Below are 13,871 nucleotides of genomic sequence, written 5' to 3'. Positions count from 1 at the left end.
CCGCGCCAGATCACCGACCTGATGCCGTTCGGGTGATACGAAAGACCCGTCGTACCCCGAACGGCACGCAAGGAGTTGATCCCTCGTGTTGATGCACGTGGCATGCACCGGCTGCGTCGACGACCTCGACCACTGTCACGGCGCGCTCATCGAGCACCACGACGGCGGCATCGAGTGCACCGAGCCCGACTGCACCGCGCTCGACCCGGCACGCCACGACGTCGTGCAGCGCTGTGACGACGTGATCGACTGCGACTGCGCCGCCGACCGCGACCTGGTCGCCGCGGCCTGAGCCGCGCTCCCCGCCCTGCCGCTACGACGCCGAACGTTTCGACGTCGTCGTTTTGGTCCGCTTCGACCCCGAAGAATCCGAGGACCCCGACTTCGAGGACGACTTCGCCTTCGAGTTCTGCTTGGCTTTGCTCCCGCTGGCCGATCGCGACTTCGCGCTGGTCTTGCGTGTGGACTTCTCAGCGCCCGACTTCGTACCGCCGTTAGAGGACTTCCGCGCGGCCCCTGATGAGCCAGCGTCCGACGGACCGCTGCTCGCACTGTCCGCGCTCTCGACACTTGCCCGCAACGCCGACATCAGGTCGATGACCTCGGTGCTCTCGCTCTCCGGCGCGGTGAACACCTCCTGCCCCTCGGCCTTCGCCTGCACCAGCGACAGCACCGCCTCGCGGTACTCGTCGTGGTGCTTGTCCGGCTCGAAGACCTCCGAGGACAGCGACTCGATCAGCATCCCGGCCATGGACATCTCGTCCGGACGAACGTCGGGCTCCTCCTCGTCGAGGAAACCGAAGTCCGGCGTGCGCACCTCGTCCGGCCACAGCATCGTCTGCAGCACCAGCACGTCGTCGGCTACCCGCAGCAGCGCCAGCGACTCCCGCTGCCGGATCGCGATCTTGACGATGGCGACCTTGCCGGAGTCGGAGAGCGCGTCGCGCAGCAGCACGTACGGCTTCGCCGCGGCCTTGTCCGGCTCAAGGTAGTAGCCGCGATCGTAGTAGAGCGGGTCGACCGACTCCAGTGGCACGAACTCCATGACGTCGATGGTGTGCGAAGACGACAGCGGTAACTGCGCCAGATCCTCGCTGGTCAGCACGACCATGTCACCGTTGTCGAGCTCGTAGCCCTTGGCGATGTCGGAGTAAGGCACCTCGTCGCCGTCGATGGTGCACACCCGCTTGTATTGGATGCGCCCACCGTCGGTGGCGTGCACCTGCCGGAAGGACACGTTCTTCGTCTCGGTCGCGGCATACAGTTTGATCGGAATGGTCACCAGACCGAAGCTGATGGTGCCCTTCCACATGGCTCGCATCGCTTCCTCCTCCCCGGGCGACGGGCCTCACCTTCACGGTACCGAGCGCGACCCACCTGGTCACGCCGTCAACCGGGTTGCGCACGCGGCGCGGTGCCGGTAGGCCGGTGCCGTGAGCCTGCACGAGTACCGACGCAAACGACGTCCCGGCCGCACGCCGGAGCCTATGCCCGACGCCGACGAGCCAGAGGGCGAGACCACAGCGGCCGCACCGGTGTTCGTCGTGCAGGAGCACCACGCCCGCCGAACCCACTATGACCTGCGGTTGGAGCGCGACGGCGTGCTCGCGTCCTGGGCCGTCCCCAAGGGGATACCCGATGACCCCGCCGTCAACCACCTCGCCATTCGCACCGAGGATCATCCGCTCGCCTATGCGACGTTCGCCGGAACAATCCCCCGGGGTGAGTACGGCGCTGGCACCATGCGCATCGCCGACAGTGGCACCTATGAGTGCCTCGCCTGGACCGACCGCGAGGTCAAGATCGTGCTGCACGGCTCTCGCTACACCGGCGGGTTCGCGCTGTTCCGCACCGACGACGACCACTGGATGATCCACCGCGAACGTGTCCCACCGCCGCGTGGGTTGCTGCCGATGCTCGCCGGCGGCAGCGGAATGCCCGTCGACGACGAGGGCTGGGGCTACGAACTCAAGTGGGACGGCCAGCGCGCGCTCGCCTACGTCGAGAACGCCCAGGTGCGGCTCGTCGGCCGGTCCGCGCGCGACATCACCAGCTCGTACCCCGAGTTGGCGGCGCTCGCGAAGGAGCTGCCGCGCCGGGGTGCGGTGCTGGACGGCGAGATCGTCGCGTTCGCGGGCGGCACCCCCAGTTTCGCCGCGCTCCAGCCACGCATGCATGCCACCGGTGACGCGGCCAGACGGCTCGCCGCGAACACACCGATCACGTACCTGATCTTCGACGTCCTGCATCTCGACGGCAGGCCGCTGCTCGACGTCCGTTACCAGGAACGGCAGCGAATCCTGGCCGAGTTGGACCTGGCTGGACCGTCCTGGCACACCCCACCCGCGTTTCTAGATGCCCCTGGCGAGACCGTGCTGCGCGCAGCCGAGCAGCAGGGCCTGGAAGGAATCGTGGCGAAGCGGCTCAGCTCGAGGTACCTGCCCGGCGTCCGGTCACCAGACTGGCGCAAGATCAAGCACCTGCGCCAGCAGGAGGTCGTCGTCGGTGGCTGGCGCCCGGGCAAGGGTGTGCGGGAGGGTCGGATCGGGTCACTGCTTGTCGGCGTCGGCACCCACGACGGGCTGGCGTACGCGGGACGGGTCGGCACCGGCTTCGACGAGGCCACGCTGCGGCTGCTCGGCGAACGGCTGGCGCCGCTGGCACGCGAGAGCAGCCCGTTCGACACCCCGGTGCCCGCAGACCACGTCCGGGACGCCAGGTGGGTCGAGCCGGAGGTGGTGGTACAGGTCAGTTTCGACCGCTGGACCCGCGACGACCGGCTGCGCCACCCCGTCTATCTAGGCCTGCGCGACGACATCGACCCCCGCGACGTCGTCCGCGAGCCCTAGCGGCGGGGCACTACCGGCTCGCCTCCCAGACGCGGTAGGCGTCATAGACGTCGACCAGTTCGCCCGCGTCCTCGCACCGTGTCGCGAAGAACCGGGCGAACGACAGCGCCTCGGCCCGATCGATCTCGTTCCCCAAACGGCCATGCGCGTAGCCCAGGGCGTACTGTTCCCGGGCATACCGGACAGACACCGCCGCCGTAAGAGCCGCCGCACTCGACATGTCAAGCCTCCCCTGCGGCGTGTCGAAAATTCGCCGCAGGTTCTAGTGAACGCGGTTCGCGTTCACTGGGCAACCCTTCGGGTGCTTACGGCACCCGTACCACCTGGGCGGCGTAAGCGAGCCCGGCACCGAATCCGATCAGCAACGCCAGGTCTCCCGTGCCGAGCTGGCCGCTCTCCCGCAGCCGCTGCAGTGCCAGCGGTATCGACGCCGCGGACGTATTGCCGGTTTCCTCGCCGTCGCGGGCCACAACGGCGTTGTCCGCGCCCAGTTTGGCCGCGATGGCGTCGACGATGCGTAGGTTCGCCTGATGCGGAATGATCGCCGCCAGTTCCTCCGGCGCGACACCCGCGTTCTCACACGCGGTGAGCGCCACCGGGTGGATCTCCGTCGTCGCCCAGCGGAACACCTGCCTGCCCTGCATGCGCAGATAGCGGTCCTCCGGGTCGATCGCGATGAGCTCGGACGCCGTGCCGTCACTGCCCCACACCACGGGTCCGATGCCGAGGTCGTCCGACGCGCCGACGACGGCGGCGCCCGCGCCATCACCGAAGATGATGGCCGTGCCGAGGTCGTCGTCATCGATCCAGGTGCTCATCCGTTCCGCGCCGATGACAAGCACTCGATGGGCTGACCCCGCGCGAACCAGGTCGGACGCGACGGCGGTGGCGTAGCAGAACCCAGCGCACGCCGAGTTGACGTCGAACGCGCCAGCCGACTTGATGCCGAGCAGTCCGGCGGTTTCCGCGGCCACGCTGGGTATCGGCGTCGTCGCGCTGCAGCACGCCGCGATGACGAGGTCGATATCGTCCTCGCTGATCTCGGCGTCAGCGAGCGCCGATGAACCAGCGGCGGCCGCCATGTCCCGCACCCCCTCATCCTTGGCCGCCAAGGCTCTCCCGCGCATTCCGGTACGGGCGGCCACCCAGTCGGCGGATTTCCCGAATCGGGTGGCCAACTCCTCATTCGTGAGTGTGTTCTCCGGCCGGTAACCGCCGACCCCGAGCAGGCGCGCGCCAGCGCTGCCCTGACTGCTTCGCATGCGTTAACACTCACCCGGCGCGACGCGACGTGGCCAGGACGCTACTGCTCGGTATGACTGTCCGTACCGCTCAGTACTCGCTCGGCGCAGCGCTGACCAGCGTTCCCACCGGCATCGAACCGACCGATCGCCCATGTGAGACGCGGCATAGGTGCCGACCGATCGGCCGTGTGAGGCGCGGCGAAGGTACTGTCGCGGTAGCCATGTCCGCGCGCACGATCTCCATCCACCACATCCGAGGAGCCCTCGCGGGGGCCCGTCGTAAAGGCGTCGACTTGGAGCCGTTGTTGCATCGCGCGGGTATCGCGCCAGCACTGCTCAACGACCACCGAGCGCGCGTCACCGCCGATCAGGCGGCGCAGCTGGTGCGGGTACTCATCGCGACGCTCGATGACGAGTTCCTCGGGCTAGGGCCGCATCGCAGCCCACGAGGGACGTTCGCGATGATGTGCCACGCCGCCGTTCATTCGCGGGACCTCCTCTCGGCACTGCGACGCGCGACGACGTTCTACGAGCTGTTTCCCGGCACACCGAGGTTCCGCGTCCGGTACCACGACGACGAGGCGCGAGTGGAGCTGGACATTCGCGGCGTCCGCGACCCGGATCACTTCATGTGCGAAGGCATCATGATCATCTGGCACGGCTTTTGCAGCTGGCTCATCGGACGCCGAATCCCGTTACGTGGCATGGAGTTCGGCTATCCCGCACCACCTCATCGCGACGAGTACGACCTGGTGTTCGGCTGCCACTCGACGTTCGGGCGCGGCGGCACCACGGCGGCGACGTTCGACAAGAAGTACCTGGCGATGCCAGTGGTGCGCGACCGAGCGGCGCTCGCGGAGTTCCTGCGAAACGCTCCCGCCGACCTGGCGGCGGCTCCCGACTACAGCACTGGCGTCGGGCAGTCGGTGCGCCGCATCCTGGAGCACGCCCCACCTGTCCGGCTGCCGTCACTGGACACGGTGGCCGCACAGTTGTCGTTGAGCCCGCAGACGTTGCGACGCAAACTCGCCGAAGAAGGCACCAGCTTCCGGCAGCACCGCGACGACGTTCGCCGTGATATCGCGATCGCCGCGCTCACGGGTAGCGCCGACACCGTGGAGGACATCGCCGCTCGGCTCGGCTACGCCGACCCGAGCGCTTTCCATCGTGCCTTCAAACGCTGGACCGGCACCGCACCCGGCGCCTACCGCGCGGAACGCGGATGACACCGGCTGGGCATAGCACACGCGAGAGCCACACGAACGGACGTAAGATCGCGAACGATGCGGCAGATTGGGATTCGCCCGTGGCATGGCGGGCTCGTCGTTCTTCTCGCGGCCTGCGTGGCGGCGGTGCTGTTCCTGGCCAACAGCCAGCCAAACCGCGCGGCCACGCCGCTTCCGGAGCCATCCCCCGAGCCGCGCGGGCCGATCACCATCGTCAGTTTGGGCGACAGTTCCGTATCCGGCGAAGGCACCGGCATTTACACCTCGACGACCAACGGCCAGGGCGGCAACTGGTGCCATCGCTCCCCCAAGGCCATGGTGCACGTGACATCGGTGCCCGGCATCGACAAGACCGTCAACCTCGCCTGTTCCGGCGCGGCGACCGCGCACGTCGCGCTCACGAAGCAGACCAAGTACACCGAGGGTTCGCAGGCGGCGCGGCTGCGCGAGCTGGCGAAGACCCACGAGATCGAGGTGGTCGTCGTGGCGGTCGGCGCCAACGACGATCCGAGGTTCTCCCACCACCTGAGCGCCTGCGCGAAGGCCTGGTTCGGCGGTCCGCTCTGCACCGAGGCGCTCCGCGAGAACTGGACGTCGACCGTCGACGCGATGGTGCCGAAAGTGGTTACCGCGCTGAACGACGTACGCACGGTCCTCGCGCAAGTGGGCTACGACCGCGAGGACTACCAGCTGGTGGTTCAGTCCTATCCCTCGCCGGTCAGTCCGAGGATTCCCGAATCGCTGCGCAATCTGGACGGCTGTCCGTTCCGCACGGCCGACCTGGAGTGGATCCGCGGCACCGCCGTCCCCGAACTCAGCCGGGGCATGCGCGAGGCGGCCGAGGCCGTGGGCGCGCGCTTCCTCGACCTGTCCCGCGCCGGGTACGGGCACGAGGCCTGCACCGGTGGTTCCGATGCCTCGAACGAGTGGTTCACCCGCCTCACTGTACGGTGGGACGACCTGGACGACGTCGATCGAGCTTCGCATGCCGCCCAGGAGTCATTCCACCTCAACGTCGCAGGTCACGCCCAGATCGGGCGGTGCATGACCGAGTTCCTCGCCGACACCACGAGCGAGGCGGCATGCCGCGAGGGCACTGACGGTGAACTGCACCCAACCGTCCTGCCCTGACCTGGCGTCATAACGAGAACATCACCCGGTCTCGTTACCAAGCCCTGCGTGTCCCTGCCCTGGAGGTCCCGGTGAACGCACCCGCACGCCGATCCGGCGGCACCCCACGTGCGTCGCTCTCACAGCTGCGTGACCAGCTGCACGTCGTGGTGCCCGCACTCACCGTGGGTGAGGGACATCCGCAGATGGGGCGACTGCTCGCTCAGCTGCGCACCACGGCGGCGGGAATGGCCGAGTTGCTCGCCGCAGCTGAGCCAGCCGCGCAAGCGGCGATCGGCGCGGGACTTGAGCACGCGGCGGCGGGTGAGTACAACGAGTCCCGCACGGAGTTCCTCACCGCCTATCGGCGGCTGAGCATCCTGCTGCACGACCACCCGGACCGCAGGCCGTCGGCTGTCGGGGAGAGCACGCAGCGCTGGCGCCCACTGCGGTGAATGAGGCCTACAGCGCCGCGGGACGTCCCTCGAACGGCGTGGACAGCACCACCGTCGTTCTGGTCGACACCTTCGCCGACTCCCTGATACGCCGCAGTAGATCCTCCAGCCCCGCCGGGGACGGCACCCGCACCAGCAGCACGTACGACTCGTCGCCCGCGACCGAGTAGCACGACTCGATCTCTCGGATGTGTTCCAGCCGCTGCGGGTAGTCGTCCGGTGCGGCGGGGTCGTTCGGGGTCAGTGAGATAAGCGCGGTCAATGGGAGCCCGATCTGCTCCCCGTCGAGCCGTGCCGTGTAGCCCTTGATCACACCGCGCTGCTCCAGCCTTCGCACCCGCTGATGCACCGCGGACACCGACAGCCCGACCCGCTCGGCGAGATCGGTGAAGCTGGTGCGACCGTTGGCGTTGAGCTCCCTCGCGATGGCCTGATCGGTCGGTTCGAGCGGGACGCTCATCACTCCACCACCGTGAGCCCGTGCGGCTGGGTGTTGAGCGGTTCGACGCCGTCCTCGGTGACGACGACGATGTCCTCGATACGCGCGCCCCAGCGGCCCTCGTGGTAGATGCCCGGCTCGACGCTGAACGCCATGCCAGGTTCCAGCGGCAGGTCGTTGCCCGCCATCATGTACGGCTCCTCATGCACGTCTAGGCCGATGCCGTGGCCGGTGCGGTGGATGAACCGCTCCCCGAAGCCCGCCTCGGTGATCGGCTCCCGTGCGGCGGCGTCGATAGCCGACGCGGGCACGCCCGGCCGCACTGCCCGCACCGCCGCGCGCTGCGCCCGCTCCAGCACCGCGTACGTGTCGAGCACGTCGGGCTGCGACGGCTGGCCGATCGAGTAGGTGCGGGTGCAGTCGGAGTTGTAGCCCTCCGGGATCGGTCCGCCGATATCGACGACCACGACGTCGCCCGCCTCGATCACCCGATCGGACACGTCGTGATGTGGGCTCGCGCCGTTCGGTCCTGACCCAACGATGATGAACTCGGCCTCCGTGTGGCCCTCCTCGACGATGGCGGCGGCGATGTCCGCGCCGACCGCAGCCTCGGTGCGGCCCGCGCGCAGCAGCGACGGCACCCTCGCGTGTACCCGGTCGATCGCGGCGGCGGCGGTGCGCAGCGCGGCGATCTCGTCGCCGTCCTTGCGCATCCGCAGTTCCCGCATGATCGGCCCTGCCAGTACCTGCTCGGCGTCCAGCGTGCCGCGCAGGGTCAGCACGTGCAGCGCGATGGTGGTGTCGCTGACCGCGACCCGCTTCACCGAGCCGCCACGTCCCGCGAGGTCGGCGACCATCCGGTACGGATCCTGGCCGTCCACCCAGGTGACGACGTCGACACCAAGGTCGTCGAACGGCACGTCCGAGAACCCGGCCAACTCCAACGCAGGCAGCACCAACGCGGGCGGCGCGCCCCCGGCGGGCACCACGAGCGCGGACAGGCGCTCGAATGAGCCGCCAGCCTGCCCGATCAGGTACCGCAGGTCGGAGCCGGGCGCGATGAGCAGCGCGTCGGTGTCGGCGGCCGCCGCGGCGGCGCGGGCGCGGTCGATCCTGGCACGCAGTCGGGACGGGCTCGGAGCGGGTGTGTGGAGTGAACGACGGGACATGCCACGAGCCTAGTCGCGCCATCCCGATCGCACGTGGGGCGACCCGCCGTCCGCCAAGCTATGGCAAGCTGCAGCCATGAGTGCCCCGTCCGATCGTCCGCTCGCCTTGCTCGACGCCGCCAGCCTGTACTTCAGGTCGTTCTTCGCGCTACCCGAGTCACTGCGCGCGCCGGACGGCACGCCGGTCAACGCCGTCCGTGGCTTCGCCGACACCGTGGCGCGCATCCTCACCGACCGCAAGCCAGAACGCCTCGTCGCGTGCCTTGACGCCGATTGGCGTCCGCAGTTCCGTGTCGATTTGCTGCCGAGCTACAAGGCGCACCGCGTGGCCGAGGAAGCAGGCGACGAACCGGATGCTGAAGAGGTGCCGGACACGCTCACCCCGCAGGTACCGATCATCCTCGACCTGCTGGAAGCGTGCGGGCTCGCCACCGCCGAGGCGGCCGGTTACGAGGCCGATGACGTCATTGGGACCCTGACCGCGCGAGAAACCACCAACCCGGTCGAGGTGATCACCGGTGACCGGGACCTGTTCCAGCTGGTGCGCTCCGAGCCGACCCCCACATCGGTGATCTACGTCGGCAAGGGCTGGGCCAAGGCGGAGGTCCTGGGGCCGGCCGAGATCGCGGAGCGCTACGGCGTGCCGGAGGATACCGCGGGTGCGGCCTACGCGGCGATGGCGGTGCTGCGCGGCGACCCCTCCGACGGCCTGCCAGGTGTCACCGGAATCGGTGAGAAGACGGCGGCGAAGCTGATCACGCGGTTCGGCTCGTTGGACGGGCTCCTGGCCGCCGCCCACGAGGAGCACCCGGACGTGCCGAAGCGGGCCCGCACCCAGCTCGCCGCGGCGGCCGAGTATCTCGCGGTGGCGCCCACGGTGGTCGCGGTGGTGCCGGACGCGCCGGTCACGTTCTCCCGCGACGACCGGGTGCCGGACTCCCCCGCCGATCCGGAGCGGGTGGCCGAACTCGCCAAACGCTGGAACCTGGGCGGTTCGGCGGATCGGCTGCTCACCGCGCTCGATGGCTGAGAGCGCTACTCGGGCCTGCCCACGACGTAGTCGCCCTTGTCGCTGGTCACCTTGATCCGCACGGACTTCTTCTCGCCCGCGATCTTCGCGGTGCAGCGAAAAGTCGTGCCCGGCACCACCGGGCGGTTTGGTGGGCAAATCACGAGCTGGACATCATCGATCCGATAATGCCGGGCGAGCATGCTGTAGACGGCGTCCTGCACGACGGTGTGGTCGAACTTCGGGGGCTTCCGCGCGGCCGACCGGTCGTTCCCGCGCGGTGGCACCGCCGTCCCCGACACGGTGCCGAGGCTCGACGTCGATGTCGTCACCGAAGCTGACGTCGGTGACGGACTCGTCGTCGCTGGTGATACCGGCTCTTGCGAATCGCATGCGGTACTCAGCGCCGCGACGACCATCGCCATCAACGAAGCGAGCGACGGCAGCGTGGGCATGCCGCGTCGAGGTGGCTGGAGTCGTAGCGGACTCGCGCCCACGGTAATACTCCTTCTAGCCTAGACCGGTTGGCGTAAACGCTACGCCAGATCGGTGACGTCTAGAAGAAGGTACCGCACCAGGGGGAACTGTCCGTGACCAGCAGCCGGTGTGCCGCACCGAGTACGTCATCAGCGGTGCTGGCGTCGGTGATCTCGATCCTGCCGACCGCCACGAGGTCGGCGACCCGCCACCCCCCGAGATAGAGCATGCCAAGCGTGTCCACGCCGAGGGCGAGCTGGGCGGGCTCGGACGTCGGTGAGCAGCCCGACGCGGACAGCCGGTAGCGACCGGAGTTGCTCTTCAGCACCGGATCGGACACCTCAAGCACCACCGCGTCATCGCCCCCGCCGTAGGTGCGGGCGTTGAGCGCGGCGGGGACATCGACCAGCCGCAGCCACAAGTCGTCCTCGACCCCGGTCGTCGCGACGGCGCGATGGTCGGTGAGCAGTGCTTCCAGCGGCACGTCGAGCGGTTGCCAGAGCGACTCGACGCGGGTGATCAGATCCACCCGGAGTAGCGCGCGCCACAGGTCAGCGTAAGCGGCCGGAGTTGCGGCGGCCATGTCCTCGATGTGCATCACCGCCACGTCGTCCACGACGTTGTCGGTGACCGCGCGATACGCGGCGTACCCGTCCGGCCCGTCACTGCCGTGGTGCACCGCCAACCGCATCAACCCGGACGCCTTACGGAAGTGGCCCTCCCACATCGGCCAGAAGTGTTCCGTCCGATCCAGCATGCCCGACCGCGAATGGGCCACACGCGCGTAGACGTCCGGCAGCAGCGTCAGCGCGGTATCGAGGTCGTACAGCTCCACCTCGCCGTCGGTCGGCGCGCTAGACCGAACCTCGGCGCGATGACGCGTCACTCGTCTGCTGCGGTGGTGGGTGGCGATGCCGTAGCCATAGCGGCCGTAGATGACCGCTTCGCTGGCGTGCAGGCCCGCCACCGGCACGCCCCGCTCGGCGCAGTCGGTGAGCTGGGTGGCCATGAGATCGGTCAACACGCCGCGCCGCGTGCGATCGGCACGAACGCCGACACCGGTCACGGCGGCCATCGGCACAGCGCCACCTGGCACGGTGAGCGTGGTGTCGATCGACCGCGCGGTGCCGATCAACGTGTCGTTCTCGAACGCGCCGAGAGTGCGACCGGCCTGATACGTGCGCTGAGAGCGCTGCCATACATCGTCGGCAGCCGGCGGTTCGTGGAGCGTGGCGCGGAACAAGGTATTCGCCGACCGGATCTCGGTGGCGTCGAGTGTCCTGATCGAACGATCCGTCATGCGGGGATCGTCGCGCAGCTCTCACGCGACGCGCCACCGAATTTCCTCGCCGCGCGATAGCGGCCCGGCGGACGTCGCCAATGCTCACTCGGCTCGCCCGGGGTCGCTCGGCTCGCCCGTATGCACGTGCAGAGAAAGTTCTACGGAAGTGCAGCGGAAGTTCCACACCTGACACTAGAACACACATTCGATAGAGCCTAGTGTTGGAGGCATGACCAGCGCGAACACCCCGCTTCCCACACCTGGTCCGCGCGGCTGGTGGCAAGCGTCCGACACCGACCTCACCGAGGCGTTGCGGACGGCCGAGGAGTTGCGTAATCAAGCGGAGGCCACCCAGGCAGCGGTGCTGGCCGAGATGCACTCGCGCGGCGTGTTCGCCACCTACGGCTACGGCTCCCTCGCGGTGTTACAGCGCGACCTACTGCGGATCAGTGCGACCGAAGCGAAGAAGCGCGTCCAACGAGCGCAGTCGCTGCACCCCACCTGCGAAGGCACCCACGAGAAGGCCGCTGTCGCGCCACTCACAGCTGATGCCGCCGCCGAGGGTGTGCTCAATCCCGGCCACGTCGACGCGATCAGCGAGGTTATGGCCGTCCTCCCCGCCGAGGTAGACGACACCGACCGGGCGGGCTACGAGAAAACGCTCATCGATCTCGCACGACAGGCAACACCCGTCCTGGTGCGCCGCGCTGGACGCCACATCCTCGCGTTGCTCGACCCTGACGGCCGCGAGCCGAACGACGATGAGCTGGCAGAACCCGAGCGCGAGTTGCTGTGGTCGTGGACCCGCCACAACCGGTTGAAACTACGCGGCACCCTCGACGCCGAATCCGGCCAGTTGCTGGAAGCCATGCTGTCCGCGCTCGCCAAACCGAAGCCGCACGTCGACGGCACACCTGACCAGCGCAGCACCGGCCAACGCCACGGCGACGCCTTCGCGGAACTACTCGACTACACGCAAAGGGCCAGCGAGCGGCCGACCGAAGCGGGCGAGACGCCCGTGGTCACCGTGTCTATGAACCTAGATCAACTCCTCCGCCGCGATCACCATCCCGACCACAGCCCAGCCGCGCAGGACCTGTTCGCCAGCACCCCGACGTTGAACTGGGAATGCCCCATAACCGCCGAACAAGCCCGCAGGCTTGCCTGTGACTCGCGGATCGTGCCCGCTGTGCTCGGCTCCAGCGGCGAGATTCTCGACCTTGGCCGCGAAGCGCGCACCGCCACCCGCGCGCAACGCCGCGCACTGGCCGCCCGCGACGGCGGCTGTGTGATGTGTTCGCGGACCGTGCGGTGGTGCCAGGTACACCACATGCTGCCCTGGCACGACGGCGGACCGTCCGATATAGACAATCTCTGCCTGCTGTGCTCGGCGTGTCACCGGCTGGTGCATCACGCCGGGTGGGACGCCCGTATGGCCAGCGACGGGCGACCCGAATGCCTACCGCCCGCCTGGCTCGATCCGACACGGCAGCCGAGGCGCTTCACCGCACCCCACGCCGAACCCCTCGGATAGCCAGGGGCAACCACAACCACACACCGGCTCACCGCGATCAGCACCGCTGGCCGCGGCACAGCCGCATGCCCAGGTCCCGTCAGATCCCCGTCAGGGCGTTTCCACCTGGTATTTCGGCGGGTCGGCCTCGGCGTCGACCACCGAGATCGGCACCTCTTTCTGCTCACCGTCGATAGTGACGGTGCAAGTGAACGTGTGGCCCTGCTCCACCGGCTGGTCGGCGGGACAGGACGCGCTGCCCGAGTCGAACTCCACGCCCTCGTCGGACAGGATCTGTTCGACGCCCTGCTCGACGGCTGCCGCGTCGAAGACCTTGCCCTTGAAGAGTCCGGCCCCGAAGAGAGCGAGCACCACGACGACGGCGATGAGCAGCACCAGCACGCCGATACCGATGAACAGCGGCGCCTTCGACTTCTTCTGCTGCTCCGGCTCCATCCCAGGCGGGTACTGCCCGAAGCCACCGGGCTGTCCGCTCGGCGGGTACGCCCCACCTGGCTGTGGCTGGCCATACGGCTGCTGCGCCCACTGCTCCTGACCTGGCTGCTGGTAGCCGGCCGGATACTGACCCCACTGGCCCCACTGATCCTGGCCCGATTGACCGTAGGGCTGCTGCCCCCACTGCTCCTGGCCAGGCTGGGCCCACGGCTGCTGTGGCTGCGGTCCACTGGGCGGATACGCGCCACCGGGTTGCTGCGGCTGCGGTCCGCTCGGCGGGTACGCCCCACCTGGCTGTGGCTGGCCATACGGCTGCTGCGCCCACTGCTCCTGACCTGGCTGCTGGTAGCCGGCCGGATACTGACCCCACTGGCCCCACTGATCCTGGCCCGATTGACCGTAGGGCTGCTGCCCCCACTGCTCTTGACCAGGCTGGGCCTGGTGGCCGTAACCGGAAGCAGGCACGCCGCCCGCTTGCTGGCCACCCACGGGATCGCCGTAGGGCTGCTGGCCCCACTGCTGCGGGTCGTGCTGCGGGTCACTGCCGCCGTACGGCGTGCTCATGTCTTCCTCCGCCAGTTACCAAGTTCGTTGCTGCGTGATCCAACCACACCACGCGCTGTATGCGCAGCCACCCAGGCA

Annotated in this window: 15 protein-coding genes; 7 read left to right on the top strand and 8 right to left on the bottom strand. The window is 68.7% G+C overall.

The features are described from left to right. The first annotated feature begins 91 nt into the window (after positions 1-91). Positions 92-292, top strand: a complete 201-nt coding sequence (locus ACFQGD_RS16295; protein WP_345390851.1) for a hypothetical protein — start codon at positions 92-94, stop codon at positions 290-292. A 21-nt stretch (positions 293-313) separates the two neighbouring features. Here the strand turns inward: ACFQGD_RS16295 and ku are convergent, their stop codons facing one another. Further along, entirely contained in the window at positions 314-1,321 is a 1,008-nt protein-coding gene (gene ku, locus ACFQGD_RS16290) for a non-homologous end joining protein Ku (protein WP_345390701.1), read from the bottom strand. 112 nt (positions 1,322-1,433) lie between these two features. On the opposite strand from ku, the gene ligD reads away from it, so the two are divergent. Continuing rightward, complete coding sequence (gene ligD, locus ACFQGD_RS16285) at positions 1,434-2,849, top strand: non-homologous end-joining DNA ligase (RefSeq protein ID WP_345390698.1); 1,416 nt, start codon at positions 1,434-1,436, stop codon at positions 2,847-2,849. A 10-nt stretch (positions 2,850-2,859) separates the two neighbouring features. Here the strand turns inward: ligD and ACFQGD_RS16280 are convergent, their stop codons facing one another. Together ACFQGD_RS16280 and ACFQGD_RS16275 are read right to left on the bottom strand one after the other, a co-directional pair. Next, complete coding sequence (locus ACFQGD_RS16280) at positions 2,860-3,069, bottom strand: hypothetical protein (protein WP_345390695.1); 210 nt, start codon at positions 3,067-3,069, stop codon at positions 2,860-2,862. Positions 3,070-3,154: 85 nt separating this feature from the next. After that, positions 3,155-4,111 (bottom strand): beta-ketoacyl-ACP synthase 3, encoded by a 957-nt coding sequence (locus tag ACFQGD_RS16275; protein WP_345390692.1) that lies wholly within the window; start codon positions 4,109-4,111, stop codon positions 3,155-3,157. A 203-nt stretch (positions 4,112-4,314) separates the two neighbouring features. Between ACFQGD_RS16275 and ACFQGD_RS16270 the strand changes: the two genes are divergently transcribed. The 3 genes from ACFQGD_RS16270 (at position 4,315) to ACFQGD_RS16260 (ending at position 6,884) form a co-directional block, all read left to right on the top strand. Then, entirely contained in the window at positions 4,315-5,319 is a 1,005-nt protein-coding gene (locus tag ACFQGD_RS16270) for an AraC family transcriptional regulator (protein ID WP_345390689.1), read from the top strand. Between the two features lie 57 nt (positions 5,320-5,376). Next, the gene (locus ACFQGD_RS16265) at positions 5,377-6,450 is read left to right on the top strand and encodes a GDSL-type esterase/lipase family protein (RefSeq protein WP_345390686.1); all 1,074 of its coding nucleotides are present in this window, start codon (positions 5,377-5,379) and stop codon (positions 6,448-6,450) included. Positions 6,451-6,521: 71 nt separating this feature from the next. Next, on the top strand, positions 6,522-6,884 hold the full coding sequence (locus ACFQGD_RS16260; protein WP_345390683.1) for a hypothetical protein: 363 nt from the start codon (positions 6,522-6,524) through the stop codon (positions 6,882-6,884). 7 nt (positions 6,885-6,891) lie between these two features. Here ACFQGD_RS16260 and ACFQGD_RS16255 read toward each other — a convergent pair whose 3' ends face one another. Beyond that, complete coding sequence (locus ACFQGD_RS16255; protein ID WP_034271825.1) at positions 6,892-7,344, bottom strand: Lrp/AsnC family transcriptional regulator; 453 nt, start codon at positions 7,342-7,344, stop codon at positions 6,892-6,894. Further along, on the bottom strand, positions 7,344-8,492 hold the full coding sequence (locus tag ACFQGD_RS16250; protein WP_345390679.1) for a Xaa-Pro peptidase family protein: 1,149 nt from the start codon (positions 8,490-8,492) through the stop codon (positions 7,344-7,346). The genes ACFQGD_RS16255 and ACFQGD_RS16250 overlap by 1 nt, the downstream gene beginning before the upstream one ends. Before the next feature lie 76 nt (positions 8,493-8,568). Between ACFQGD_RS16250 and ACFQGD_RS16245 the strand changes: the two genes are divergently transcribed. Further along, complete coding sequence (locus ACFQGD_RS16245) at positions 8,569-9,522, top strand: 5'-3' exonuclease (protein ID WP_345390676.1); 954 nt, start codon at positions 8,569-8,571, stop codon at positions 9,520-9,522. A gap of 5 nt (positions 9,523-9,527) precedes the next feature. Here the strand turns inward: ACFQGD_RS16245 and ACFQGD_RS16240 are convergent, their stop codons facing one another. Further along, complete coding sequence (locus ACFQGD_RS16240; RefSeq protein ID WP_345390673.1) at positions 9,528-9,998, bottom strand: DUF4333 domain-containing protein; 471 nt, start codon at positions 9,996-9,998, stop codon at positions 9,528-9,530. A 59-nt stretch (positions 9,999-10,057) separates the two neighbouring features. After that, a complete protein-coding gene (locus tag ACFQGD_RS16235; RefSeq protein WP_345390670.1) occupies positions 10,058-11,278 on the bottom strand; it encodes a GNAT family N-acetyltransferase in 1,221 nt (406 codons plus the stop codon). Between the two features lie 211 nt (positions 11,279-11,489). Here ACFQGD_RS16235 and ACFQGD_RS16230 point away from each other — a divergent pair, with 211 nt between their 5' ends. Then, on the top strand, positions 11,490-12,794 hold the full coding sequence (locus tag ACFQGD_RS16230; protein ID WP_345390667.1) for an HNH endonuclease: 1,305 nt from the start codon (positions 11,490-11,492) through the stop codon (positions 12,792-12,794). A gap of 90 nt (positions 12,795-12,884) precedes the next feature. Here the strand turns inward: ACFQGD_RS16230 and ACFQGD_RS16225 are convergent, their stop codons facing one another. Then, positions 12,885-13,793: a DUF4333 domain-containing protein gene (locus tag ACFQGD_RS16225; protein WP_345390664.1), complete on the bottom strand. Its 909-nt coding sequence runs from the start codon at positions 13,791-13,793 to the stop codon at positions 12,885-12,887. Positions 13,794-13,871 lie beyond the last annotated feature (78 nt).

Origin of the sequence: Haloechinothrix salitolerans (assembly GCF_042662605.1) — a bacterium.
Lineage (GTDB): Bacteria > Actinomycetota > Actinomycetes > Mycobacteriales > Pseudonocardiaceae > Haloechinothrix_A > Haloechinothrix_A salitolerans.
This window is presented reverse-complemented; position numbering and strand designations above follow the sequence as displayed.

Excerpts from the sequence above, each read along its gene's own strand:
- ACFQGD_RS16280 (WP_345390695.1), bottom strand. The coding sequence starts at position 3,069 with ATGTCGAGTGCGGCGGCTCTTACGGCGGCGGTGTCTGTCCGGTATGCC.
- ACFQGD_RS16250 (WP_345390679.1), bottom strand. The coding sequence starts at position 8,492 with ATGTCCCGTCGTTCACTCCACACACCCGCTCCGAGCCCGTCCCGACTG.
- ACFQGD_RS16235 (WP_345390670.1), bottom strand. The coding sequence starts at position 11,278 with ATGACGGATCGTTCGATCAGGACACTCGACGCCACCGAGATCCGGTCG.
- ACFQGD_RS16265 (WP_345390686.1), top strand. The coding sequence starts at position 5,377 with ATGCGGCAGATTGGGATTCGCCCGTGGCATGGCGGGCTCGTCGTTCTT.
- ACFQGD_RS16245 (WP_345390676.1), top strand. The coding sequence starts at position 8,569 with ATGAGTGCCCCGTCCGATCGTCCGCTCGCCTTGCTCGACGCCGCCAGC.
- ACFQGD_RS16295 (WP_345390851.1), top strand. The coding sequence starts at position 92 with ATGCACGTGGCATGCACCGGCTGCGTCGACGACCTCGACCACTGTCAC.
- ACFQGD_RS16275 (WP_345390692.1), bottom strand. The coding sequence starts at position 4,111 with ATGCGAAGCAGTCAGGGCAGCGCTGGCGCGCGCCTGCTCGGGGTCGGC.
- ACFQGD_RS16225 (WP_345390664.1), bottom strand. The coding sequence starts at position 13,793 with ATGAGCACGCCGTACGGCGGCAGTGACCCGCAGCACGACCCGCAGCAG.
- ku (WP_345390701.1), bottom strand. The coding sequence starts at position 1,321 with ATGCGAGCCATGTGGAAGGGCACCATCAGCTTCGGTCTGGTGACCATT.
- ACFQGD_RS16255 (WP_034271825.1), bottom strand. The coding sequence starts at position 7,344 with ATGAGCGTCCCGCTCGAACCGACCGATCAGGCCATCGCGAGGGAGCTC.
- ACFQGD_RS16230 (WP_345390667.1), top strand. The coding sequence starts at position 11,490 with ATGACCAGCGCGAACACCCCGCTTCCCACACCTGGTCCGCGCGGCTGG.
- ACFQGD_RS16270 (WP_345390689.1), top strand. The coding sequence starts at position 4,315 with ATGTCCGCGCGCACGATCTCCATCCACCACATCCGAGGAGCCCTCGCG.